Consider the following 22,820-nt stretch of genomic DNA (forward strand, 5'->3'; position numbering starts at 1 on the left):
GACTTCAGCCTTAGCGCCCGTTTGAGCGCCCAGCCCGGGCAGCTTCTGCCACAAGTGCGATCATTGTTTGACGAATGATTGGAACCGAGAGAGCAGCATTGCGCCTGCTGTCGAGGACGGTCTTTTGCAGCCTCTCGATCGCTCTGGCACAAGATGCCGTGGACCAGCGCTGAAGGGCTGTTTCCATGAGCTTTTTTCGTGCAAAGAAAACGGGCGGGCGCGCCGTGGCAACGGCGGAGGCTGCATTTTTATTTTCGGTTTCCATGCCGTAACGGAGCGTTTGTAACGCTTGAAACTGCCGTATGGCTGAACTGAGGATCAAAAAGCTGGGACTACCCGTGTTTACGACCCGGTCAAACGCCGAAGTAAAATCATTCAGATTACCCGTTATCATTGCATCGACGATGGTTTCGTAAGAGGTGGCGCTGACATCACCTATGATGTCACGAACATCTTCTACGGTTATCCGTTCCTTGCCATGAGCATAAAGACAGATTTTTTCCAGCTCGGCACGAGTCGCCAGTCTGTCGCCGCCAAGACTTTCTTTGAGCAAGTTGCGGGCATCCAATGCGATCTGCAGGTTGTTTTTTGTCAACATGTCATCAATCGTGCTGTCAATGCCGCGCGCGTCGTCGCTATAGCAGGGGAGCGCCATAGCGCTGGCACTTTGCTCGACAATGCCCCGCAAGCCTGCGCCTTTCTTGAGATCGCCAGCTTCAATGAGGATGAAGGTCGCAATCGGCGGATTTTTCGCCAAATGAGAAACAACATCAGCCAGCCCCTTCTGGCCGGAAGCGTTTCGCACCCAGATCAACCTCTCTCCGCCAAACATGGATATTGTGTTGGCTTCGTCAGATAGCCGCCCAGGCTCCGCCTGAACAATATCAGCATCCAGCCGGATAACCGCGAAAGGGTCATCTTTCGCCAAACCAGTCATCGTGATGAAGAGGTCGGCTCTTTCGCTAACCAATCCCTTGTCGGGCCCGTAAAGAAGCACGATCGGATAACTGCGATCCAAACGCTTTAAAAAGGAATCTACTTCATGAGCTTTCTTCTGTGCCATGGAGCAATGGTTTAGCTATTTAGCCGGACATTGCAAACATCATTCCAATGCTATGGCCCGTCAGAAGGAAATGGCAAATAGCTTCGCGATGGGATGAAGCGCGACATTCCACGGATGAATTTGATTCGATCCGGGACATTGCATAGCGATTAGCAATATTTGGTGTCAGATATTCCGGAAAGCAAAAAGGCCCAGGTAAACCTGAGCCTTTTGATCTTCGGACAACTGGAGCGGGAGAAGGGATTCGAACCCTCGACCCCAACCTTGGCAAGGTTGTGCTCTACCCCTGAGCTACTCCCGCATGTGCCAGTTAGTCTTGCGAAGCGGGTGCTATATGACCCAAGCGCAGACCAATTGCAACAGGGAAAATTGGACTTTCTTTCGATATCCGTAAAATTTACCGATTGTCTCACGAAGTCTCAGGGTTTTGCTTGAGGCAAGGCTCTCGAGCCATTAGACAGTTTTACAAATGCATGATGAATTTGAGGAGGATGCAGATGCCGAAGTCGTATGAAGAACTGATGCAATTTATCAGTGACCTTGGCATTGAGGTATCTACAGTTCGCCACGCCCCGGTTTTTACCGTGGCGGAAGCCCAGGCGCTGCGCGGAAAAATTACCGGTGCCCATACGAAGAACCTCTTCCTTAAAGACAAGAAGGACAATTTCTTTCTGCTGACAGTCGATGAAGAGGCAGAGGTGGATTTGAAAACCATTCACACCAAGATTGGCGCAGCGAGCCGAGTGTCCTTTGGCAAGCCAGAAAAACTGTTGGAGTATCTGGGTCTGGTTCCAGGCTCTGTCAGCGTGCTCGGTGTCATCAATGATGTGGAACGCAATGTGAAGGTCATCCTTGACGAAAGCCTGTTCCACCATGAAATGATCAATGCGCACCCGTTGACCAATGAAGCGACGACGTCGATACGCCCGGACGATCTTTTAAGATTTCTCAAAGAGACCGGGCACTCGCCTTTGATCTTGAAAATTGAAGCATAAAACCCGAACTGAGTGTTCTAGACATGCCGGCATGTCGGCAGTTAATTCATCCAAAGGTGACGGAGAATTTTATGAGCAATATAGATAATCCGTTCAGCGGTGGATATGGCAGCGAGTCAGCAGCAACGACGCTGACTTTCGGTTCCAATGAAGCCTCTGCACCGGCAGGCGATGTCATAAAGGATACGACAACCGCTGCATTTTCGGCCGATGTTATTGCTGAATCAAAGAAACAGCCCGTCCTTGTTGATTTCTGGGCTCCGTGGTGCGGGCCCTGCAAGCAGCTCACTCCAATTCTGGAAAAGGCGGTTCAGGCGGCTGGCGGTCGCGTCAAACTTGTCAAAATGAACATTGACGATCATCCGGCGATTGCCGGGCAGCTGGGTATTCAATCAATACCTGCGGTGATCGCGTTTTCTGATGGCAAACCCGTAGATGGATTTATGGGCGCCTTGCCCGAATCCAAGGTGAAGGAATTCATCGATAAGATTTCCTCACCAAATAGTGGACGTGACGAAGCGATAAAGGATGCGCTTGCTGCTGCGGCTCAAATGGTCGAGGCTGCTGATTTTGAACAGGCCGGCCAGATTTATTCTGCTGTGCTTGCCGAGGTTCCCGATCATCTGGCGGCACTTGCAGGTCTTGCAAATTGCCTGATCGAGCTTGGGGATATCCCGACGGCACAGGCGACGCTGGACATGGTGCCGCCAGCCGGGAAAGAGGATGCGGGAGTCAGGGCCGCTCAAGCCAAAATTGCACTGGCCCTACAAGTGGCTGAACTCGGAGATCCAACGGCCTTGGAAGCTCGCCTTGAGGCCAATCCGGCTGACCATCAGGCACGATATGATCTGGCCATGATACTCAACGCCAAGGATCAACGTGATGAGGCGGCTGACCATCTTCTCGCCATCATGAAGGCAGATCGTAATTGGAACGAGGACGGCGCGCGAAAGCAACTCTTGCAGTTTTTTGATGCGTGGGGAGCGGGCGATCCTGCTTCCATGAGTGCACGTCGCAAACTTTCCTCCCTGCTGTTTTCCTGACAAGTATAGTATACAGAAAAGCAGATTAAAGGGCTTGGCCCGGAGCTAGTTATGCAAGCTGGAAATGTACGCTATCGTACTTTGGACGATATTCCTGAAAGCGTTCCGATTTTTCCTCTTTCGGGAGCGTTGCTGCTGCCAGGTGGGCAATTGCCGCTCAATATTTTCGAGCTACGCTACCTTGCGATGATAGATGCCGCGCTCGCCTCCAAGCGTATCATCGGCATGATTCAACCTCGCCTTGACCAAGAAGATGAGGAAGGTCTTGAGCTGAGCGAAGTGGGATGTCTTGGAAGAATAACTTCGTTTGCAGAAACCGGTGATGGCCGGATCTTGGTTACGCTCCAAGGTATTTGCCGGTTCCGAGTTGTGAAAGAGCTCTCAACACGCACGCCTTTCCGTCAGTGCAAGATTGCGCCCTTGCGTGCGGATCTCGACGAGGCGGACGATAGGGAGGTGGACAGGGCTGCATTGCTGCGTGTTTTCCGCGCCTATCTGGACGCGAATAGCTTGGAGGCTGATTGGGAAGGTATTTCTCGGGCTGGCAATGAAACACTGGTTAATGCGCTTGCCATGATGTCTCCCTTCGGCGCAGCGGAAAAACAGGCTTTGCTGGAAGCGACAGATCTGAAAACAAGAGCCGAAACCTTGATCGCGATTACCGAGATAGCTCTTGCGAAGGATCAGGACGATTATGAATCAAGCCTCCAATAGGACGCCGCTATGACAGAAGCTGATCGTGAAACACCCCTTGATCGCAAGTTGCTGGAGCTTCTGGTTTGTCCTTTGACAAAAGGACCACTCACCTATGACAAGAAAAAATCTGAATTGATTTCCAAAAAAGCGCGGTTAGCCTATCCCGTGCGAGACGGTATTCCCATCATGCTTCCCTCCGAGGCGCGTGCGCTTGAGGATTGATGCCCTCGCATACATGCTGCTGACGCACTATATAGGGCCATAAACACCTTATCAGGAATTGTGATGGCCAGAAGTAACCAAACGGCTGACTGGGCGAACCGCCTTTCGCCTTCAATCGCTGAAATTGAATCACTGGCAATTGATGCCTATGCCCATCTGCCGGAAAATTTCCGCAGTCTGTGCGGTGAAATCACCATGCAGGTTTCTGACTTTCCCGATGATCAGATTATTGAAGATATGGGGTTGGAATCGCCTTTCGATCTCATGGGCCTTTTTGAGGGCAATGGTATCGGTGAACGTTTTTCATTGCAGACAGGCGACCAGGTCAATCGCATAACGCTTTATCGACGGGGCATTCTTGATTATTGGGCGGAATATGAAGAGGCGCTTGGCGATATTGTCACGCATGTCCTTATCCACGAAATCGGGCATCATTTCGGATTGTCCGATGAGGAGATGGAACGTATAGAGGCTAGCGTCGAATAGCTATCACAGGGGATTGCCTTGACCGCCGATTACTCAACGCCATACGGGCTATATGAGAGCCTCAAATCCGCATGGAGCAGGGAAAGCTCAGCCTCCCGGTCGGCTGAAAACCCCGCAAAAGGCCAGTGCAGCGTAACATCACTTATTGTGCAGGACATATTTGGCGGCTCGATCCTCAAGACAAAGACCTATGGCGGCACTCACTTTTACAATCTGATCGATGGCGTTCGCTGGGATATGACCATTAGCCAGTTTGACCGGCCCATTCCGTTTGAGGACAGACCAGCCACGCGCGATGAAGCCATGGCTGATACGTCAGAACCGCAATATCAGGCGCTCAAGCGTCGGTTGGGTGTCTAGTGATCGCTGAGCTTTGTTGTGCCGGGTATATAGTCGACGCCATCGACATCTTTGACCACAGCCTGCCCGCATTGCATGATGCCGGTTACAGAATTGAACGCATATGTCGGTGAGCCATAAATATGCCAGCCCTTGTTAAGAGCGGCTGTTACCTTATGGCAAAAGCTCGCATCATCGGGACCAGTCAAAAATCTGTAGAGCTTCATAGTGAATTCCCATTCTCGTGCTTGTCTGATTTGCACTAATTTGAATGATTGATTGTTTCAATCCTTGCCAGCAATTTTTGGGCGGTTTCAAGATGCATCCGCTCCACCATCCGGCCATTCAACGAAATTGCGCCCTTGCCTGCATTTTCGGCAAGGTCGAAGGCTTGGACAATAGAGCGGGCATCAGTCACTGCCTCGGAACCGGGGGTAAACGCTTTGTTTGCCGGTTCAATTTGCGATGGATGGATAAGGCTTTTCCCATCAAACCCCATTTTGAAAGACTCGCCGCATTCACTTTCAAAGCCGGACATATCGTTAAAGTCGTTGTAGACGCCATCAATAATATCAAGATGACCGGCTTTGGCGCATAGCAGAATCTGCATGAGCCACGGTGTGAAAAAATGCCGGCCTTTTTCCAGAACAGTTCCGGTTTCTTTGGCAATGTCATTCGTGCCTACGACAAAACAATCCAGTCTTGAGGTTGATCGCAGGCCAAGCTCGGCAATCTCGTCGGCATTGATGATGCCGCGTGCCGTTTCGATCATCGCCCATAAACGCACGTTTTCTGATGCGTCGGTTTCTTCCAAGACTTCCGCCACTCCGGTCACATCCTGCAGATTCTCTACCTTTGGTAGAAGGATCGCATTGGGCTTGCAGGCGCGTGCGGCCAGAAGATCTTCGCCGCCCCATTCGCTGGTGAGATGATTGATACGGATGATGCGCTCAGCCTTGCCTGCAGGATTGGCTGCAAAATAAGCGCGCAGAGCTTCGCGGGCATCTTCCTTGGCTTCCGGAGCGACCGCATCCTCGAGATCGAAAATAATCGCATCGGCATTGAGCGACGCCACTTTAGCCAAGGCTTTCGGATTGGAGGCCGGAACATAAAGTACAGATCGACGCGGACGGAAAAGCTTGCTCATGACAACTTTTTGCCCCGAAGACAGAAGCAAGGCAAGGGCTGAGATTTGCCAAGCATAAAGTGCCACAGGCGAAAAGCTTTGATTCATGGCCGAGCTGGTGTAAAGCCAAGGATAAATCTCACCTACGCATGGACCGTACAGGCAGCTATTATGGATAAATTCACCCAGCTCACGGGCGTTGCCGCCCCACTGCCCATCATCAATGTCGATACAGACATGATCATTCCCAAGGACTACCTTAAAACGATCAAGCGCACTGGCTTGGGTACGGGGTTGTTCGCTGAAATGCGTTACAACGAAGATGGCAGCGAGAATCCTGATTTCGTTCTCAACAAGCCAGCTTATCGCAAGGCACAGATTCTCGTCGCTGGTGACAATTTCGGTTGCGGCTCAAGCCGCGAACATGCACCGTGGGCTTTGCTGGATTTTGGTATTCGTTGTGTCATCTCAACGAGCTTTGCTGATATTTTCTACAATAACTGCTTCAAGAACGGTATCTTGCCGATCCGGGTCAGCCAGGAAAATCTTGATAAGCTCATGGACGATGCGCAGCGCGGTTCCAACGCCACGGTATCAATCGATCTTGAGGCCTTGACCATCAAGGGGCCGGACGGTGGAACAATCAGCTTTGAGATTGACGAATTCCGCCGCTACTGCATGCTGAACGGTTTGGATGACATTGGTTTGACGATGGAAAAGGCATCGAAGATCGACAGTTTCGAAGCGTCCAATGCGCAAGCGCGTCCTTGGGCCTGACCATTTTTAGGTCAGTATTACCAAAGCCCGGTTTTTGCCGGGCTTTTTCGTGCCTGACAGGCGCGCACATCGGTGAGGGGATTTAAGATAATTTCCCAAAACGCTTTTCTTCTTTGCTCAAGTTGCGCTAAGTACGCGCCATTCCCACGAGAGCCAATCACATAACGAGGTTTCCAGCATGGCATCGAAAAAGCTTTTCCTTCTTCCTGGCGATGGTATCGGTCCTGAGGCAATGGCCGAGGTCCGCAAGATCATTGCCTATATGAATGCCGAGTTGAAAAGCGACTTTGAGCTGGACGAAGGTCTGGTCGGTGGCTGCGCTTATGATGCCCATGGAAAGGCCATTTCCGAGGCAGATATGGAAAAGGCATTGGCATCGGATGCCGTGCTGTTCGGTGCCGTTGGTGGTCCAAAGTGGGATAGCGTTCCCTACGATGTTCGGCCGGAAGCCGGTTTGCTGCGCCTGCGCAAGGATATGGAGCTGTTTGCAAATTTGCGCCCAGCCATTTGCTATCCTGCACTTGCCGATTCATCTTCCCTGAAAAAGGAAATCGTCGAAGGTCTGGATATTCTCATTGTGCGCGAGCTGACTGGTGGCGTGTATTTCGGGGAACCGAAGGAAATTCGCGACCTTGGCAATGGTCAGAAGCGCGGCATTGATACTCAGGTTTACGATACATATGAGATCGAGCGGATTTCCGGAGTTGCCTTCGAGCTCGCCCGGACGCGTGGCAACAAAGTCACCTCAATGGAAAAGCGCAACGTCATGAAGTCGGGCGTCTTGTGGAATGAGGTTGTTACTGCAACCCACAAGGCAAAATATTCGGATGTCAAACTCGATCATATGCTCGCTGACGCCGGTGGCATGCAGCTCGTACGTTGGCCGAAACAGTTTGACGTTATCGTAACAGACAATCTGTTCGGCGACATGCTTTCCGATATTGCGGCAATGCTGACGGGTTCTCTGGGCATGCTGCCCTCAGCCTCGCTTGGTGCGCCCGATGGCAAGACAGGAAGCCGTAAGGCTCTGTATGAGCCCGTACACGGCTCTGCACCGGATATTGCTGGTACTGGGGCGGCCAATCCAATTGCGATGATCGCCTCGTTCGCCATGTGCCTGCGTTATTCGTTCAATATGGTGGCTGAAGCGGATCGGCTGGAAGCGGCTATTGCAGGTGTCCTCGATGACGGAATTCGCACCGCTGACATTATGTCCGATGGTATGACCAAAGTCGGAACCGTCGAAATGGGCGATGCCATTCTTGCGAAGTTCAAAGCGCTGGCCGCCTGATATAGCGGCTGAAATAAAAAGCCCGGCGCGAGTGATCGCGCCGGGCTTTTGTATTTGTGAGGATGCTATTTTACTTCATCCAGATCGGTATCTTTTGTATCGCGAACGAAGAGCAGACCGATGATCAGCGTCATCGCGGCAATCACAATCGGATACCACAGACCGTAATAGATATCGCCTTTGGCAGCGCTCATCGCGAAGACCGTCGCCGGTAGCAGACCGCCGAACCATCCATTGCCGATATGATAGGGCAGGGACATGCCGGTATAGCGGATACGAGTTGGGAACATTTCAACCAATATTGCTGCAATCGGCCCATAAACCATCGTCACATAAAGGACGAGGATAAACAGAATACCGATAATCATTGTCCAGTTGACCGCTGCCGGGTCGGCTACCATCTTGAATGCACCAGCTTTTGGCACGCTATAAACGGTAACTTCGGTGGCACCTGCCGCCTCTTCTGCTGTGATCAGCTTGTCTTTGATAGCTTGAGCCACAGGCACAACCGTCTTTTCGCCAGCACGGATTGCAGCTGCATCCAATGCCAGTTTCGGATTGCTTGCAACCAAGGCATCAAGCTTGCTGTCTGCAACCTTTGCTGGATCGCGAACCAGCGGGTAACCAGCATCCTGAAGTGCAAGGTTTACCCCTTTTTTGAATGCACCATCCTTCGCGGCAGCTTCAGCACCCGCAGCGGTTGCATCGTAGGATTCAACCGTTTCCTGGCCAATTTTGACTGTTGCGGCAGATCCGGCCGGAGCCGTTGCTGCGATGTCATAAGGAATGGAGTTTTTAGCCAGGAAGTCAGTTGCGATATCGCAGGATGTGAGCGGCTTTCTTGTACCAACCGGATTGAACTGGAAGTTACAATCTCCAGGTGCCGCAGTTACAGTTGCACGCACATTCTGCTGAGATGAGGCCAGCGCTGGATTGGCGGCCCAGGTCAAAGCCTTGAACAGAGGGAAGTAGGTAAGAATGGCAAGTGCCAGACCAGCCATGATGATTGGCTTACGTCCGATCTTATCCGACAACCAGCCGAAGAAAACGAAAAAGCCAGTGCCGAGCAAGAGCGCAATAGCAATCATGATATTGACGGACTGCCCGTCAACTTTCAGGACGTTCTGCAGGAAGAACAGGGCGTAGAACTGACCTGAATACCAGACGACCGCCTGACCGGCTGTAAGACCAAAAAGCGCCAGCAATGCAATCTTTGCATTCTTCCATTGTCCAAATGCTTCAGACAGCGGTGCCTTTGATCCCTTGCCTTCTTCTTTCATCTTTTTGAAGGCTGGCGATTCGCTAAGCGACAAGCGGATCCAGACCGAAACGCCCAAAAGAACGAATGACAGAATGAAAGGAATGCGCCATCCCCATGCGGAGAACGCTTCTTTCGTCATCGAATTCTGGATGATGAGGATAACGATAAGTGACAGGAAAAGTCCGAGCGTTGCTGTCGTCTGAATCCATGATGTATAGAAACCGCGCCGGTTACTTGGCGCGTGTTCAGCAACGTAAGTTGCCGCACCACCATATTCGCCGCCGAGCGCAAGACCTTGAAGCATGCGCAAAGCGATCAGAATGATCGGCGCTGCGATACCCCAGCTTGCGGAACCTGGCAGAATACCGACCAGGAATGTCGACAGGCCCATGATCAGGATTGTGACAAGGAAAGTATATTTGCGGCCGACGAGATCGCCGATGCGTCCGAAGACCAGCGCGCCGAACGGACGAACGAGAAAGCCCGCGGCAAATGCAAGCAAGGCAAAAATGTTGCGCGTTGCTTCCGGATATTCACTGAAGAAGGCGGCGCCAATAAAGACAGCCAATGAACCGTAAAGGTAAAAGTCGTACCATTCAAAAACGGTGCCGAGAGAAGAAGCGAAGATCACCTTCTTTTCTTCCCGCGTCATCCCCCGGCTGGTAGTGCCGGACACGGTAGTGGATGCCATTTCTATTCCTCCCAGTAAATAGCAATTAAGCCCAAAGTCAAAGAGACATGCTCAGCCCAAACCTTTTGTCATGTCCCCACTATCGATAATTTCGCGCGTCATTTTTGCTTAGCTTGTTGCTAATGCACATCGCGCGCCAGCCAATGTCCTTGTGAATTTCTTTCCCCCCAAGGTCATACAACCCAATGCACTATTCAATTGTTGACTAAATATTGAAGAAAGCAAAGCCCGTAACTTATACCAAATGTCTAAAATTGTGCGTAACACGACATATTCTTGCCCTTTAAAGATGTAATTGACTCTTTTTGGAAACCGCGTACAAGCACAGGCGGAACAGGAGAGCCTTCGGTGCGCAGCGAATCAACGTCGCTATTTTTGCTGAACAGTTCCGGCATTATCGCCGGATGTGTCGGTGTGCCTGCTTTCCAGACCAAAATTTCGGCCAAAAAACTCTCGAAAACGACCACTAAAACGGTCTGATTTCCCTTGGCCTGCTCGCCCCCTCCCGAGCCCGGCTCGGGGGATAAGACCCGCGGTGGCCAGCGGGTTCGAAGCAGCGGAGAGGGACAGGAGAATACATAATGAGTTTCAAGGTTGCGATTGTTGGTGCCACAGGCAATGTGGGCCGCGAAATGTTGACAATACTGGAAGAGCGCGGCTTTCCCGTGAGCGAAGTTGTTGCTCTGGCTTCACGCCGATCGCAGGGGACTGAAGTTTCCTACGGGGACAGGACGCTGAAGGTTAAAGCGCTCGATACCTATGATTTTTCCGATACCGATATCTGCCTGATGTCTGCAGGTGGCAATATTTCGAAGGAATGGTCGCCGAAGATTGGCGCACAGGGATGTGTCGTTATCGATAATTCATCCGCTTGGCGCTATGATTCCAACGTGCCTTTGATTGTGCCTGAAGTAAATCCTGATGCGATTGTCGGTTTTAGCAAGAAGAACATTATTGCCAATCCCAATTGCTCCACGGCGCAACTTGTCGTTGCCTTGAAGCCATTGCATGACAAGGCGCGCATCAAGCGCCTCGTGATTTCCACCTACCAGTCCGTATCTGGGGCAGGCAAGGATGGCATGGATGAACTTTTCCAGCAGTCACGCGCAGTTTTCGTTGCAGATCCGGTGGAAGCCAAGAAGTTTACCAAGCGAATTGCCTTCAACGTTATTCCACATATCGATGTATTCATGGAAGATGGATACACGAAGGAAGAATGGAAGATGGTTGCTGAAACCAAGAAGATGCTTGATCCAAAGATCAAGCTCACAGCAACCTGCGTGCGGGTGCCTGTTTTCATCGGCCATTCCGAAGCAGTGAACATTGAGTTTGAAAGCCCAATGAGCGCGGAAGAAGCGCGGGACATTCTGAGCGATGCGCCTGGCTGTCTTGTTATCGATCGTCATGAAGACGGCGGTTACATCACACCTTATGAAGCGGCTGGTGAAGACGCCACCTACATTTCACGTATCCGCGAAGACATAACGGTCGAAAACGGCCTGTCGCTCTGGATCGTCTCTGACAATCTTCGCAAAGGCGCGGCCTTAAACACCGTTCAGATCGCAGAACTCCTGGTTGCACGTGGGCTTATCCAGCCCAAAAAGATTGCCGCATAATCTAAACGCACATGGAAACCTGAAAGGGCGCTGGTGACAGCGCCTTTTTTATGCGTTGTCGATACTTGCCACGAGATTGTCACGCAAGCTGATAAGTTCAGCCCGCATGCCACGTGCTTCGTCCATCGTGCAGCCAAATGCCTGCCCCATGGCAAGGGGCACTGATTCGGCGCGGGCTCGCAAGGCGCGCCCCTCTTCTGTCAGGTTTATCAGCACTTGACGCTCATCGGTCTTGTCACGTTGGCGCGATATGAGACCGGCTGTTTCCAAGCGCTTCAAGAGCGGCGTCAATGTGCCGGAATCCAGACTGAGCTTATCTCCGATTGCCCTGACAGTCTGGTTCTCTTCTTCCCACAATACCACCATCACAAGATATTGCGGATAAGTCAGCTTTAACGCCGACAGCCGAGGCTGATAGGCACGTGTCACGGCGTTGGCGGTGGAATAAATGGCGAAGCAAAGGAAATTCTCCAGCTTCAACTGCGATTCCGGTTTTTGCGTTCCAGCGTTCATTTGTCTTCCTTCCCAAAGGCTCGAGCTATAATAGCCACGCGTATTCAATTGTGCATCATTTAATTTTTCATCATTTATAAAATAAGTATTGCACACAATTTAATTGTGTGCAATTTAACAGGCATTGAGGAAATCAACTTCGAAAGGAAAACGAGATGAGCATTCTTTATACAACCAAGGCGACGGCAACAGGTGGACGCGACGGCAGCGCGAAGAGCGAAGATGGCCGTTTGGAAGTAACGCTCTCAACCCCCAAGGAACTGGGCGGCAATGGTGCGCAGGGCACCAATCCTGAGCAACTGTTTGGAGCAGGGTATTCGGCTTGTTTTCTTGGCGCGTTGAAATTCGTTGCTTCCCAGAAGAAGATCAAGCTTTCGGAAGAGACCGCCGTAACAGCAACCGTCGGCATCGGTCCTCGCGAAGATGGCAAGGGTTTCGGGCTGGACGTTGCTCTGGCTGTCACATTACCCGGTATCGAGGCTGGGCAGGCACGCGAGCTTGTGGATGCAGCACATATTGTTTGCCCTTATTCGGAAGCAACGCGCAGCAATCTCGACGTACGCATTTCGATTAACTGACGCAAAATTTGCTCCAGCGTCATGATCAACAGCCTGAAGAAATTGACCTCGCGCCGTTCTGTTTTGACGGCGGGTATTGGAGCAGCAGCTGCTATCAGCCTCCCTTCCATTCCCGCGATGGCCACCGATAAATCCAAGCAACTTAAGTCTAATCAGCCAGTAAAGGGACAAAAGACAATGACCACGATCACCACGAAGGACGGCACAGAGATTTACTACAAGGATTGGGGAACAGGGCAGCCTGTAGTTTTCAGCCATGGCTGGCCGCTCACTTCGGATGCCTGGGAAGATCAGATGTTCTTTCTTGCGTCCAATGGCTACCGTGTGATTGCTCATGACCGCCGGGGCCATGGCCGTTCCAGCCAACCTTGGAATGGCAATGACATGGACACCTATGCCGATGATCTGGCCGAACTATTCGAGAAGCTCGACTTGAAAGACGCGATCATGGTTGGGCATTCAACTGGTGGCGGCGAAGTCGCCCGCTATATCGGCCGTCACGGTACGAAGCGTGTCGCCAAGGCCGTTCTTGTGGGGGCAGTGCCGCCTCTGATGCTGAAAACCGCTGCAAATCCTGAGGGTCTGCCTATCGATGTTTTCAACGGCATTCGTGATGGCGTGATTGCCGATCGCTCACAGTTCTTCAAGGATCTGTCGCTGCCCTTTTATGGCTACAATCGGGCTGGCGCCAAAGAGTCTGAAGGCATTAGAAACGCTTTCTGGCTGCAGGGTATGATGGCCGGAATGCCAGCCTCGTATTTCTGCATCAAGGCGTTTTCAGAAACGGATTTCACCGAAGATCTGAAGAAGATTGATGTGCCGACATTGTTTATCCACGGCGATGATGACCAGATCGTGCCCATTGATGACACGGCCCGCAAAGCCGTGAAGCTTGTAAAGAACGGCACTTTGAACGTCTATGCCGGTGCGCCGCATGGTTTGGCTACGACGCACAAGGACAAGCTGAACGCGGATCTTCTGGCTTTTGCCAAGTCCTGATTACAACCGCTTAAAGCCCACGCTTTTCGATCATCGCATCGGGCGTGGGCATCTTGCCCCGGAAAGCCTTGTAAAGCTCTTCGGGGTCTTTGCTGCCACCAGCTGAATAGATATATTTTTTCAGCTTCGCGGCGAGGGCACCGTTGAATGTATCGCCGGTTTCCTCAAAAGCCTTGAATGCATCGGCATCCAATACTTCTGACCACAAATATGAGTAATATCCTGCGGAATACCCATCGCCGGAGAACACGTGCTTAAAATGCGGTGTCCGGTGGCGCATGATAATCGCCTCTGGCATGTCCAACTGCCGAAGAGTTGCCGCTTCAAACTGTATGGGGTCCTCTGGAGGGGTGCCATCGGCATGGAATGCCATATCAATCAAGGCAGACGACGTGAATTCGACCGTTTTGAAACCAGCATTAAAAGTATCCGCGGCCAATACCTTGTCGAGCAGAGCTTTCGGCATAGGCTCGCCAGTACGGTAATGGATTGCGTATTTTTCAAGGATTGCTGGCACAGTCAGCCAGTGCTCATAAAGCTGGGAGGGTAGCTCCACAAAGTCCCGTGACACTGATGTGCCTGAAACTGCAGGCCAGGTGACGTCTGACAGCAGCCCGTGCAAAGCATGGCCAAATTCGTGGAATAAGGTACGTGCGCCATCAAGCGAAAGCAGGGCCGGCTCCCCTTTTGGCGGCTTGGCGAAGTTCATCACATTATAGATGATAGGCTTTTGCACGCTGCCAAGTTTGTGTTGTGACTGCAATGCACTCATCCATGCGCCGGAATGCTTTGACTGGCGGTTGAAGTAATCGCCAAGAAATACCCCGCATTCTGTTCCATCCGGATTGAAGACTTCCCAGACCCGCACATCCGGATGCCAGGCAGCTATGCCGGTTTTTTCCTTGAACGTAATACCGAACAGACGCGTTGCCACGTCGAAACAGGCTTCAATAATTTTCTCGAGCTGCAAATATGGCTTCAACTCGGCTTCATCGAACGCAAAGCGTTCGCTGCGCAGCTTTTCCGTGTAAAACCGCCAGTCCCAGGGCGCTACCTTGTGGTTACGGCCCTCATTGGAGATCAATTGTTGTAGATCACTTTCTTCTTCGCTGGCACGTATCTTTGCCTTTTGCCAAACGGGCTCCAGCAGATCCATAACTGCCTTTGGCGTTTTTGCCATGGTGTTGTCGAGCTTGTACGCGGCAAAGCTTTTATACCCGAGTAGCTTTGCCTTTTCAGATCTGAGAGCTACCGTCTGGGCAACTATGGCAACATTGTCCGTATCGCCGCCATTTTCGCCCCGTGCCGCCCAAGCCTGGAAGGCTTTTTCCCGCAAATCCCGGTTCTCGGCAAATGAGAGAAAGGGTTCGATGATTTCACGCGACAATGTAACGGCCCAGGTGCCTGTACGATTACGCTCCTCGGCAGCTCCTTGCATCGCATCGCGCACAAAATTCGGCAATCCTGCAAGATCTGCCTCGTCTGTGATGAACAAAGCCCAGTCCGACTCATCCTTGAGAACATTTTGATCAAACTGCGCACCGAGACTGGCGAGCGTCTCATTGATATCTGCAAGACGTGCCTTGCCCTTTTCATCCAGTCGCGCGCCGCTGCGCACAAAGCTTTTCCAGATCTTTTCCAGAACGCGGTCTGTTTCGGCATCAAGGCCGAGAAGATCACGCTGTTCGTAAAGTGAGTCTATGCGGGCAAACAGGTGCGGATTCATCATGATGGACGATGAATGGCGCGACAGTTTTGGCGCAATGGACCGTTCTAATGCCTGTATCGCGTCGTTGGTATTTGCCCCGGCCAGCGTCCAGAAAATGGAAGACACCCGATCCAGCGACTCGCCGGAAAGCTGCAGCGCTTTGAGGGTATTTTCGATGGTGGGCGCTTCAGGATGGCCGATAATCGCATCAATGTCGGCAAGATCATCCGCTAGGGCCATATCAAATGCCGCGGGAAAATCCTGATCGCTAAAAGCTGTAAAGTCCGGCAGACCAAGAGGCCCTGTCCAGTTCGTCAATGCAGTGTTGATGGCCGGTTTGGCAGACGACATGGGAACTCCATCGTATGAATTGGGTCGTTAGTATCTAAGATACCGATGCAAGGGTCACAAGCGGCGAAAATGAAAACGGCGGGACCAGCCCGCCGTTTATTGTCTTTAGCTGTTCCGTTTACGGGCAGCCAAGGTGCGTAACCGCAAGGCATTCAGGCGGATAAAGCCTGCCGCATCCTTCTGATCATATGCGCCACGATCATCTTCAAATGTTACGAGTGCGTCGGAATAAAGCGATTTTTTCGATTTACGGCCTGAAACCATGACATTGCCCTTATAGAGTTTCAGGCGAACAGTGCCTTCCACGTCCTCCTGGCTCTTGTCGATCATGGCCTGCAGCATTTCACGCTCTGGCGAATACCAGAAGCCATTATAGATCAGTTCGGCATAGCGCGGCATGAACTCATCCTTGAGGTGAGCTGCGCCGCGATCAAGTGTGATCGATTCCATCGCCCGATGCGCGGCAAGCAGGATGGTGCCACCTGGTGTTTCGTAAACGCCACGCGATTTCATGCCAACGAAACGGTTCTCAACCAGATCAAGGCGTCCGATGCCATTGTCTCGGCCAAGATCATTAAGCGTCTTCAGCAGTGTCGCGGGTGAAAGAGGCTTGCCATCAATTGCGATTGCATCGCCCTTCTCGAAAGCGATCTCGATTTCTGTGACCTTATCGGGCGCATCCATTGGAGAGATTGTGCGCTGGTGCACATATTCGGGTGCTTCCTGCCATGGGTCTTCCAACACTTTGCCTTCCGAGGATGAATGCAGGAGATTGGCGTCCACGGAGAAAGGTGCTTCGCCAAGTTTGTCTTTGGCGATTGGGATCTGGTGTTCGCGCGCAAATTCCAAAAGATCTGTGCGGGATTTAAAGGTCCAATCGCGCCAAGGCGCAATGACCTTGATGTCAGGATTGAGTGCGTAGGCGGAAAGCTCGAAACGAACCTGGTCGTTACCCTTGCCCGTTGCACCATGCGCAATTGCGTCAGCGCCGGTACGGGCAGCGATTTCGACGAGGTGCTTGGAAATGAGCGGGCGGGCTATCGATGTGCCGAGCAGGTAAACGCCTTCATAGACCGCATTGGCGCGGAACATCGGGAAGACAAAGTCGCGAACGAATTCTTCGCGGACATCTTCAATGTAGATTTCCTTGATGCCGAGCATTTCGGCCTTCTTGCGTGCGGGCTCGAGTTCCTCGCCTTGTCCAAGATCGGCAGTGAACGTGACGACTTCAGCGCCAAGTTCTGTCTGCAGCCATTTCAGGATGATCGATGTATCCAACCCGCCCGAATAGGCCAGCACGACTTTCTTGACGTCTTTCCATTTATTCATTGCATATGTCCTGTCTGTCGATCGCCGTCGCGATCCTGAAATTTCAGTTGGGGTCTTGTAGCATTTGCGCCGCTATTGGCAAGCACAGCAAAAACGAGATCAGGCGCAAATACGTATGGCGTGAAGCTGTTTTTCGCGTTAGCTTCCGGCAGTTTTTTCCGGAGCCCTGTGATGACCTTCATTCCTGATTGGCCAATTATACTGCAATTCATCGTTGCCACTTTTGTCCTCTCGATTACCCCGGGGCCGGATATGACATTGTTTGTCGGACGCGCATTGTCCGAGGGCAAGGCTGCAGGTTTTGCCTGTCTGGCGGGTGCCTGCACCGGGATCGTCATACACACGACCATGGTGGCAATTGGCCTCTCGGCACTGATCGTTGCTTCGCCGTCCGCATTTCTTGCGCTCAAGGTTGTGGGGGCCGGCTATCTGATGTGGCTTGCCTATCAGGCAATCCGCTATGGTTCGGCGTTCTCGCCGGAAAAAAAGACCGGCCAAGCCCATACATTGTTTCAGAACTGGCTGACGGGGCTGGGTATCAATCTTCTCAACCCAAAGATCATTCTGTTTTTCATGACATTCCTGCCGCAGTTCGTTTCTGCGGGCGATCCGCACGCTCCGGGTAAATTGTTTTTCCTTGGCGTACTTTTCATACCCCTGTCATTGCCAGTGGTCGCGCCAATGATCCTTGCTGCCGATAGATTTTCGATGCTGCTGAGGAAAAATCCGACAGTGACACGCATTACGGACTGGTTGTTTGCCGGGGTGTTCTCGGCATTTGCTGCCAAGATTTTGTTGGCGCAAGCGAAGTGATTCAGATCTGATTATTGGGGCTCGGCGGGATGATACCGGCGCTGCGTCCGGAAATCATCCAGTAGACAAAGCCGCCCACAACGCCCGTGGCGAGGATTGCAGCGAAGGTGCTGATATCCTCGGTTTGCGGGCGCCACTTCCAGACAATGATGACAACTGCTGTGGCAGCGCCGCCGAGCGCATAGAAAAGCCAATCACGCCATGCGGTCAGTTCAGCGTAGATGATAATCAGCGCCGCCGGAACGAGCACGCTATGGCCTATCGCGGAAGCGAAGACAGGTATGGTCAAATACAAAAACGGACCTTCGCCTCCCAGCCATTCTGTGCTGCCGATAAGAAGCATGTTCAGAAACAGCGATGCTGCGAAGGTGGCGCAGACAAACCCGATAGTGATCAGCGCAAAGCGTATGAGATACAACACGTCGGTTCAGTCTTCGCCGTGACCGGCAATCATTGCCGCTTCAAATGCCAGACGCTCTGTTTTCTTCATGCGTTCCGACTCCGATTTTAGCTGTCCGCATGCGGCGAGAATATCGCGGCCGCGCGGTGTGCGGATAGGCGATGCATAGCCAGCGGCGTTTACATAGTCAGCAAATTTCTCGATCTGCTCCCAATCAGAACACTGATAGTTGACACCTGGCCACGGGTTGAACGGGATCAGATTGATCTTTGCCGGAATGCCCTTGAGCATTCTTACCAGTTCCTTGGCATCAGCAAGCGAGTCATTGACGCCCTTGAGCATGACATATTCAAATGTAATGCGTTTTGAATTGGACAGGCTTGGATAGGCGCGGCATGCGGCAAGCAATTCCTTGAGAGGATATTTCTTGTTGATTGGCACCAGCATGTCACGCAGATCATCAGTCACCGCATGCAGGGAAATTGCCAGCATCACGCCGATTTCTTCGCCAGCGCGATAAATTTCCGGTACCACACCCGAGGTTGAAAGGGTGATGCGGCGGCGTGAAAGTGAAAGACCGGCATCGTCCGCTGCAATCAGCAGGGCCTTTTTGACGTTCTCGAAATTATAGAGCGGTTCACCCATGCCCATCATGACGATGTTGGACACTTTGCGGCCCTCTGCCGGAACCATGGTGCCATCCGGTGTGTTGCGATCGGGAAAATCACCAAGGCGATCGCGTGCAACCAGCAATTGGGACAGGATTTCTTCGGCGGTCAGATTGCGCACGAGCTTCTGCGTGCCTGTGTGGCAGAAGGAGCAGGTCAGCGTGCAGCCGACCTGGCTGGAGATACAAAGAGTACCTCGCCCTTCTTCGGGAATATAGACTGTCTCGATTTCTACAGGACGGCCGGCACCACGCGGTGGAAACCGGAACAGCCATTTGCGCGTGCCATCATTGGAAATCTGTTCTTCTACAATTTCAGGCCGGGCAATATCGAAGTTCTTATCCAGCAATTCGCGCATCTCGCGCGAAATGTTCTGCATATCGTCAAAGTTAGAAACGCCGCGCACATATAGCCAATGCCAAACTTGGGCTACGCGCATTTTAACTTGCCGTTCGGGCACGCCGACGGCCATCAGTGCCTCCGCAATTTCCGGGCGTGTCAGGCCGATCAGCGAGGGCTTTTCAGCCGCTGGGGCGCGAACGGCATCACGGGATTTATCCCGGGCAACAGGATGTGTCAGGTCAAGCGATACGGACATGGGTTTTTCTAACGTTCTTAACGGAAGCGCGGCTCATACCACGTTCCGGCGGCCACGTCACCTCTGCAAGCAAAAAGGCCCGGCAATTCGAGCCGGGCCATCGCGGGAGATTGGTATTTCGTTGATTATTTACAAGTGGAGATCGCTTTAAGAGCAGCTGAAACGCCCTTCAGCGAATAGGCGTAGCTGGTCTTTGTTCCACGTTTGGAAACAGCATTAATGGTCATGTTCTTACCGCCCCGGAGAGCGGCAACAAGCTGCGGCTCTTCCGCGGCATTTTCCATCCAGCCATGGCTGCCGCTGGTGAACATGGAGAAGGTACGCTCGTCAATCTTGACCAGAACCTTTGAATTCTCCTGCAAATCATATCCGGCCTTGAACTGTGGCTCGAAGCTGACATTCTGGCCGGGCTTCTGGCTTACCATGAAGAAATTGTCACCATGATCGATTTTCGCAGGCTGTTTGTCGACTGGAACCGACAGAACGTAACAGACCTTGCCCTTGCCCTGCTGATAGCTATAGGCACCCCACGCGTTAAACTGGCTGATCTGACTCGGGGTCTGGGCAAAAGCTGTCCCCACCAGCCCAAGCATGAGCACAGAGGTTGCTACGATCGATTTTCCAAACATTTTACCTACCAGTTTTATTTGTTCACTTCATAACTCATGAACCGGCAATGGTCCGGAAGATAATCCGGGTGCCGCATTGTCCAGTTCGCTTGTCTTAATTTGGCTTAATCTGGGTTACCAAACGGTGAAGACAGGTCAAAAAAGCAATTTTTAGAGCTAGAAAGGTCACAGCCTCGTTCAAGTCCAATGCCGTAACACCAGCCAAACAAAAGCGGCGAGACTTTGGCATTTGGGCACTTCACACTCTTGTGATGCCGGTCAATCTTTCTCGTCCGTGTCCAGATCGGCGATCGCCTGTCGCGCGGCAGCCCTGTGTGCAGGGGTGATATTGTTTCGGATAGCGCTTAGCGCCGCCATCATCACAGCCACGTCGTCAGTAAAACCGAGACCAAGGAGGAAGTCTGGAATGATATCCAGCGGCAGGACAAAATAAGCCAGCGACGCCAGTAATATACCGCGCACCTTGGTCGGCGTGGCAGGATCAAGCGCGCAAAAGTAGCCCGCAACCACTTCGTCAAGAAACGGAATATTCTTTGCCGCCTTACGCACGGTTTTCCAGAAAGAAGCGCGAACACGTTCCTCGCGCGAGCGCTGCTGATGCGCGCTGCCCGGCTCCAGAATTTCGCCGATCTTGATCTCGTCCATTCCTTTTCCTTCGATTTGTTCGTTAAGAACATGGGAAGGAGTAGGGGGCGGTGCAAGAGTTTTGCTCACAATGATGTGAATTCTTTAGTAAGTGGGATCGTCAACGCTATCTTGCCTATTATGGTGCCGAAATGAAAACTTTGCCGCTTCGTTCCGTTCTCTTTGTTTGCCTTGGCAATATTTGCCGGTCGCCCTTGGCAGAAGGCGTATTCCGAGCCGTGTTGGAAGCAGAAGGCAAAGCCGGAGGAGCGTTGATCGATTCTGCCGGAACCAATGGCTATCACACCGGCGAAGCGCCGGATGCGAGATCGATCAAAATAGCGCGTCGTTATGGTATCGATATTTCCAACCAACAATGCAGGCAGCTGGTGGCCGATGATTTTCATCGCTTTGACCTGATTGTCGGCATGGACAGAATGAACATGGCTGCCATTGAAAAGCGCCGTCCTGCCGGTGCATCCGCGCAAACAGGACTATTTTATGGGGTTGCCCTCGGCGATGCCAAGCAAATTCCCGACCCTTATTACGGCACAGATTCTGATTTCGAAGCGATTTACCGGATGATCCTTGCGGCCTCAAAAGGCCTTTCCGCAAGGTTCTGATAGGACGACCGGCGCGACTCCAGAGGCCAGGCCTCCTCGACGATATAAGGCCCGCCACCGACTGAATCGCGTGATGACATCAGCACAAAACGCCCGACAGGAAAGGGTGCCGTGGAGAAATTGCCCCGCGAAGAGAGATAATGGGCTATTTCCTCGTTGCGGACATTGCGTAGCCGGGCCAGCGAAACATGTGGCGTAAACTTCCGAGGATCGGGAGCAAGCATAAGTCTTTGGCAGATACGCTCTATCTCAGCTTGCAGTGCCTGAATATCGGGCGAGGGCGCTACAGAAGCAACCACGCTGTGCGGCTTCTTGGAACCAAAGGCGTTAACGCCCGAAAGACGGAGAGTAAATTCAGGACGTCGAATGCGATCAAGAGCGTTTGCCACTTCGTCGGCAACGTGACCTTCGACATCCCCGATGAAACGCAATGTGATGTGATAGTTTTCGACATCGATCCATCGGGCTCCCGGAAGCCCGCCGCGCAACAACGACAGCGAGAGTGCGGCGTCGCGCGGAATTTCGAGGGCAGTAAAGAGACGCGGCATAAGGCATCCTCCCCGAATCGAGTTGTGCACCTAGAGAATCATTGAACCCGTCCGGGGGCAAGCCATAAGTTCATATTCTTGCCCTGCGCGACAAATTGGTCACGGTATGTGTTCTACTGCGATATGTTGGAATTTGTGGCTTTGTTAGACGACGATGTATCGTCGGCGATGGTTTTTTCGATGACCGGCAAAAACCCTTCCACCATCTTAGCGACGCCTTGCGTATTTGGATGCATACCGTCTTCAAGTTGCAATGATTTCTGCGCGGCCACGCCTTCCATGAAGAAGGGATAGAGCGGGACGTCGTATTTCTGCGCCAATCTGGGGAAGATCGCGTTGAATTTGTCCTCGTAATCACCGCCCATATTCGGTGGCGCAAGCATTCCGGCCAAAATGACCTGAACTTTGCGCTTTTGCAGCTTTTCGATGATTTCCGCGAGGTTTTTTTCACTTATCTCCGGTGAAATGCCACGCAATGCGTCATTGGCGCCAAATTCAAGAATAACCAGGCCCGTGCCTTCCGGTACAGACCAGTCCAACCTGCTCACCGCGTCAGTTGTTGTCTCACCCGCCACGCCCGCATTTGCGACTGTGACGTTTATCCCCTTGTCCTTCAACGCCTTTTCCAGCTGGGCTGGAAACGAGTCCTGAACGGGTAATTCAAATCCCGACATCAGGCTGTCACCGAAGCCTACAACCGACAGCGGTTGTCCGGACACGGTATTTTGATTGGCCAAAGCCGAAACAGGCAAGGCAACAAGACTTAGAAAAACAACAATTCTTATCAACGGTTTGAATATCATTTCGGGACACCCATATCAGATCAGCTGCGT

General features: G+C 52.2%; 26 protein-coding genes and 1 tRNA gene. 13 read left to right on the plus strand and 14 right to left on the minus strand.

Translation table 11 applies throughout. The features are described 5' to 3' along the window. Positions 1-10: 10 nt before the first annotated feature. Both holA and V9K92_RS12780 read right to left on the minus strand, forming a co-directional pair. Positions 11-1,063 (minus strand): DNA polymerase III subunit delta, encoded by a 1,053-nt coding sequence (gene holA, locus V9K92_RS12775; RefSeq protein ID WP_337354157.1) that lies wholly within the window; start codon positions 1,061-1,063, stop codon positions 11-13. Between the two features lie 226 nt (positions 1,064-1,289). Further along, positions 1,290-1,364: transfer RNA gene (locus V9K92_RS12780), tRNA-Gly, on the minus strand. A gap of 196 nt (positions 1,365-1,560) precedes the next feature. Here V9K92_RS12780 and V9K92_RS12785 point away from each other — a divergent pair. The 6 genes from V9K92_RS12785 (at position 1,561) to V9K92_RS12810 (ending at position 4,865) form a co-directional block, all read left to right on the plus strand. Continuing rightward, entirely contained in the window at positions 1,561-2,058 is a 498-nt protein-coding gene (locus tag V9K92_RS12785; RefSeq protein ID WP_307281459.1) for a prolyl-tRNA synthetase associated domain-containing protein, read from the plus strand. A gap of 71 nt (positions 2,059-2,129) precedes the next feature. Continuing rightward, the gene (gene trxA, locus V9K92_RS12790) at positions 2,130-3,101 is read left to right on the plus strand and encodes a thioredoxin (RefSeq protein WP_337354158.1); all 972 of its coding nucleotides are present in this window, start codon (positions 2,130-2,132) and stop codon (positions 3,099-3,101) included. Between the two features lie 51 nt (positions 3,102-3,152). Next, on the plus strand, positions 3,153-3,815 hold the full coding sequence (locus V9K92_RS12795; RefSeq protein ID WP_115054488.1) for an LON peptidase substrate-binding domain-containing protein: 663 nt from the start codon (positions 3,153-3,155) through the stop codon (positions 3,813-3,815). Between the two features lie 9 nt (positions 3,816-3,824). Further along, on the plus strand, positions 3,825-4,019 hold the full coding sequence (locus tag V9K92_RS12800) for a Trm112 family protein (protein ID WP_115054487.1): 195 nt from the start codon (positions 3,825-3,827) through the stop codon (positions 4,017-4,019). Between the two features lie 63 nt (positions 4,020-4,082). Beyond that, positions 4,083-4,505, plus strand: coding sequence for a metallopeptidase family protein (locus tag V9K92_RS12805; protein WP_337354159.1), 423 nt, complete (start codon positions 4,083-4,085; stop codon positions 4,503-4,505). A gap of 18 nt (positions 4,506-4,523) precedes the next feature. Continuing rightward, on the plus strand, positions 4,524-4,865 hold the full coding sequence (locus V9K92_RS12810) for a YunG family protein (RefSeq protein WP_337354160.1): 342 nt from the start codon (positions 4,524-4,526) through the stop codon (positions 4,863-4,865). Here the strand turns inward: V9K92_RS12810 and V9K92_RS12815 are convergent. Then, on the minus strand, positions 4,862-5,071 hold the full coding sequence (locus V9K92_RS12815) for a DUF1737 domain-containing protein (RefSeq protein ID WP_115054484.1): 210 nt from the start codon (positions 5,069-5,071) through the stop codon (positions 4,862-4,864). The two genes, V9K92_RS12810 and V9K92_RS12815, sit on opposite strands and share 4 nt — an antisense overlap. A gap of 35 nt (positions 5,072-5,106) precedes the next feature. Then, positions 5,107-5,991 carry an HpcH/HpaI aldolase/citrate lyase family protein gene (locus tag V9K92_RS12820; RefSeq protein WP_336440335.1) on the minus strand — a complete coding sequence of 295 codons (885 nt, stop codon included), beginning with the start codon at positions 5,989-5,991 and terminating at the stop codon, positions 5,107-5,109. A 150-nt stretch (positions 5,992-6,141) separates the two neighbouring features. On the opposite strand from V9K92_RS12820, the gene leuD reads away from it, so the two are divergent. Next, positions 6,142-6,747 (plus strand): 3-isopropylmalate dehydratase small subunit, encoded by a 606-nt coding sequence (gene leuD, locus V9K92_RS12825; protein ID WP_115054483.1) that lies wholly within the window; start codon positions 6,142-6,144, stop codon positions 6,745-6,747. Positions 6,748-6,925: 178 nt separating this feature from the next. After that, the gene (gene leuB, locus V9K92_RS12830) at positions 6,926-8,038 is read left to right on the plus strand and encodes a 3-isopropylmalate dehydrogenase (protein WP_307281434.1); all 1,113 of its coding nucleotides are present in this window, start codon (positions 6,926-6,928) and stop codon (positions 8,036-8,038) included. 65 nt (positions 8,039-8,103) lie between these two features. On the opposite strand, the gene V9K92_RS12835 is transcribed toward leuB, so the two are convergent. Continuing rightward, complete coding sequence (locus V9K92_RS12835) at positions 8,104-9,990, minus strand: MFS transporter (RefSeq protein ID WP_115054481.1); 1,887 nt, start codon at positions 9,988-9,990, stop codon at positions 8,104-8,106. 581 nt (positions 9,991-10,571) lie between these two features. On the opposite strand from V9K92_RS12835, the gene V9K92_RS12840 reads away from it, so the two are divergent. Next, complete coding sequence (locus V9K92_RS12840) at positions 10,572-11,606, plus strand: aspartate-semialdehyde dehydrogenase (protein WP_115054479.1); 1,035 nt, start codon at positions 10,572-10,574, stop codon at positions 11,604-11,606. A 48-nt stretch (positions 11,607-11,654) separates the two neighbouring features. Here the strand turns inward: V9K92_RS12840 and V9K92_RS12845 are convergent, their stop codons facing one another. Then, positions 11,655-12,119 (minus strand): transcriptional regulator, SarA/Rot family, encoded by a 465-nt coding sequence (locus tag V9K92_RS12845; RefSeq protein WP_115054478.1) that lies wholly within the window; start codon positions 12,117-12,119, stop codon positions 11,655-11,657. Between the two features lie 155 nt (positions 12,120-12,274). On the opposite strand from V9K92_RS12845, the gene V9K92_RS12850 reads away from it, so the two are divergent. Both V9K92_RS12850 and V9K92_RS12855 read left to right on the plus strand, forming a co-directional pair. After that, on the plus strand, positions 12,275-12,697 hold the full coding sequence (locus tag V9K92_RS12850; RefSeq protein ID WP_008127257.1) for an organic hydroperoxide resistance protein: 423 nt from the start codon (positions 12,275-12,277) through the stop codon (positions 12,695-12,697). Between the two features lie 177 nt (positions 12,698-12,874). After that, positions 12,875-13,696, plus strand: coding sequence for an alpha/beta fold hydrolase (locus V9K92_RS12855; protein ID WP_307281420.1), 822 nt, complete (start codon positions 12,875-12,877; stop codon positions 13,694-13,696). A 10-nt stretch (positions 13,697-13,706) separates the two neighbouring features. Here V9K92_RS12855 and V9K92_RS12860 read toward each other — a convergent pair whose 3' ends face one another. Next, positions 13,707-15,755, minus strand: a complete 2,049-nt coding sequence (locus V9K92_RS12860; RefSeq protein ID WP_337354161.1) for a M3 family metallopeptidase — start codon at positions 15,753-15,755, stop codon at positions 13,707-13,709. Between the two features lie 105 nt (positions 15,756-15,860). Further along, entirely contained in the window at positions 15,861-17,084 is a 1,224-nt protein-coding gene (locus V9K92_RS12865) for an argininosuccinate synthase (protein ID WP_115054476.1), read from the minus strand. A 171-nt stretch (positions 17,085-17,255) separates the two neighbouring features. Between V9K92_RS12865 and V9K92_RS12870 the strand changes: the two genes are divergently transcribed. Next, positions 17,256-17,897: a LysE family translocator gene (locus V9K92_RS12870; RefSeq protein ID WP_115054475.1), complete on the plus strand. Its 642-nt coding sequence runs from the start codon at positions 17,256-17,258 to the stop codon at positions 17,895-17,897. Between the two features lies 1 nt (position 17,898). Here the strand turns inward: V9K92_RS12870 and V9K92_RS12875 are convergent, their stop codons facing one another. From V9K92_RS12875 to V9K92_RS12890, 4 genes are all read right to left on the minus strand, one after another. Continuing rightward, the gene (locus V9K92_RS12875) at positions 17,899-18,318 is read right to left on the minus strand and encodes a hypothetical protein (RefSeq protein ID WP_162802599.1); all 420 of its coding nucleotides are present in this window, start codon (positions 18,316-18,318) and stop codon (positions 17,899-17,901) included. 6 nt (positions 18,319-18,324) lie between these two features. Continuing rightward, entirely contained in the window at positions 18,325-19,563 is a 1,239-nt protein-coding gene (gene rlmN, locus V9K92_RS12880) for a 23S rRNA (adenine(2503)-C(2))-methyltransferase RlmN (protein WP_115054473.1), read from the minus strand. 125 nt (positions 19,564-19,688) lie between these two features. Continuing rightward, on the minus strand, positions 19,689-20,192 hold the full coding sequence (locus V9K92_RS12885) for an invasion associated locus B family protein (protein WP_115054472.1): 504 nt from the start codon (positions 20,190-20,192) through the stop codon (positions 19,689-19,691). A gap of 258 nt (positions 20,193-20,450) precedes the next feature. Beyond that, positions 20,451-20,837, minus strand: coding sequence for a YkvA family protein (locus V9K92_RS12890; protein WP_115054471.1), 387 nt, complete (start codon positions 20,835-20,837; stop codon positions 20,451-20,453). A 131-nt stretch (positions 20,838-20,968) separates the two neighbouring features. Between V9K92_RS12890 and V9K92_RS12895 the strand changes: the two genes are divergently transcribed. Then, positions 20,969-21,439 (plus strand): low molecular weight protein-tyrosine-phosphatase, encoded by a 471-nt coding sequence (locus tag V9K92_RS12895; RefSeq protein ID WP_115054470.1) that lies wholly within the window; start codon positions 20,969-20,971, stop codon positions 21,437-21,439. On the opposite strand, the gene thpR is transcribed toward V9K92_RS12895, so the two are convergent. Further along, positions 21,391-21,987 (minus strand): RNA 2',3'-cyclic phosphodiesterase, encoded by a 597-nt coding sequence (gene thpR, locus V9K92_RS12900; RefSeq protein ID WP_115054469.1) that lies wholly within the window; start codon positions 21,985-21,987, stop codon positions 21,391-21,393. The genes V9K92_RS12895 and thpR overlap by 49 nt on opposite strands. 113 nt (positions 21,988-22,100) lie before the next feature. Beyond that, positions 22,101-22,790, minus strand: coding sequence for an arylesterase (locus V9K92_RS12905; RefSeq protein WP_307281405.1), 690 nt, complete (start codon positions 22,788-22,790; stop codon positions 22,101-22,103). Positions 22,791-22,820 lie beyond the last annotated feature (30 nt).

The sequence above is a fragment of the Phyllobacterium sp. CCNWLW109 genome, assembly GCF_037203905.1.
GTDB classification, from domain to species: Bacteria; Pseudomonadota; Alphaproteobacteria; order Rhizobiales; family Rhizobiaceae; genus Phyllobacterium; species Phyllobacterium ifriqiyense.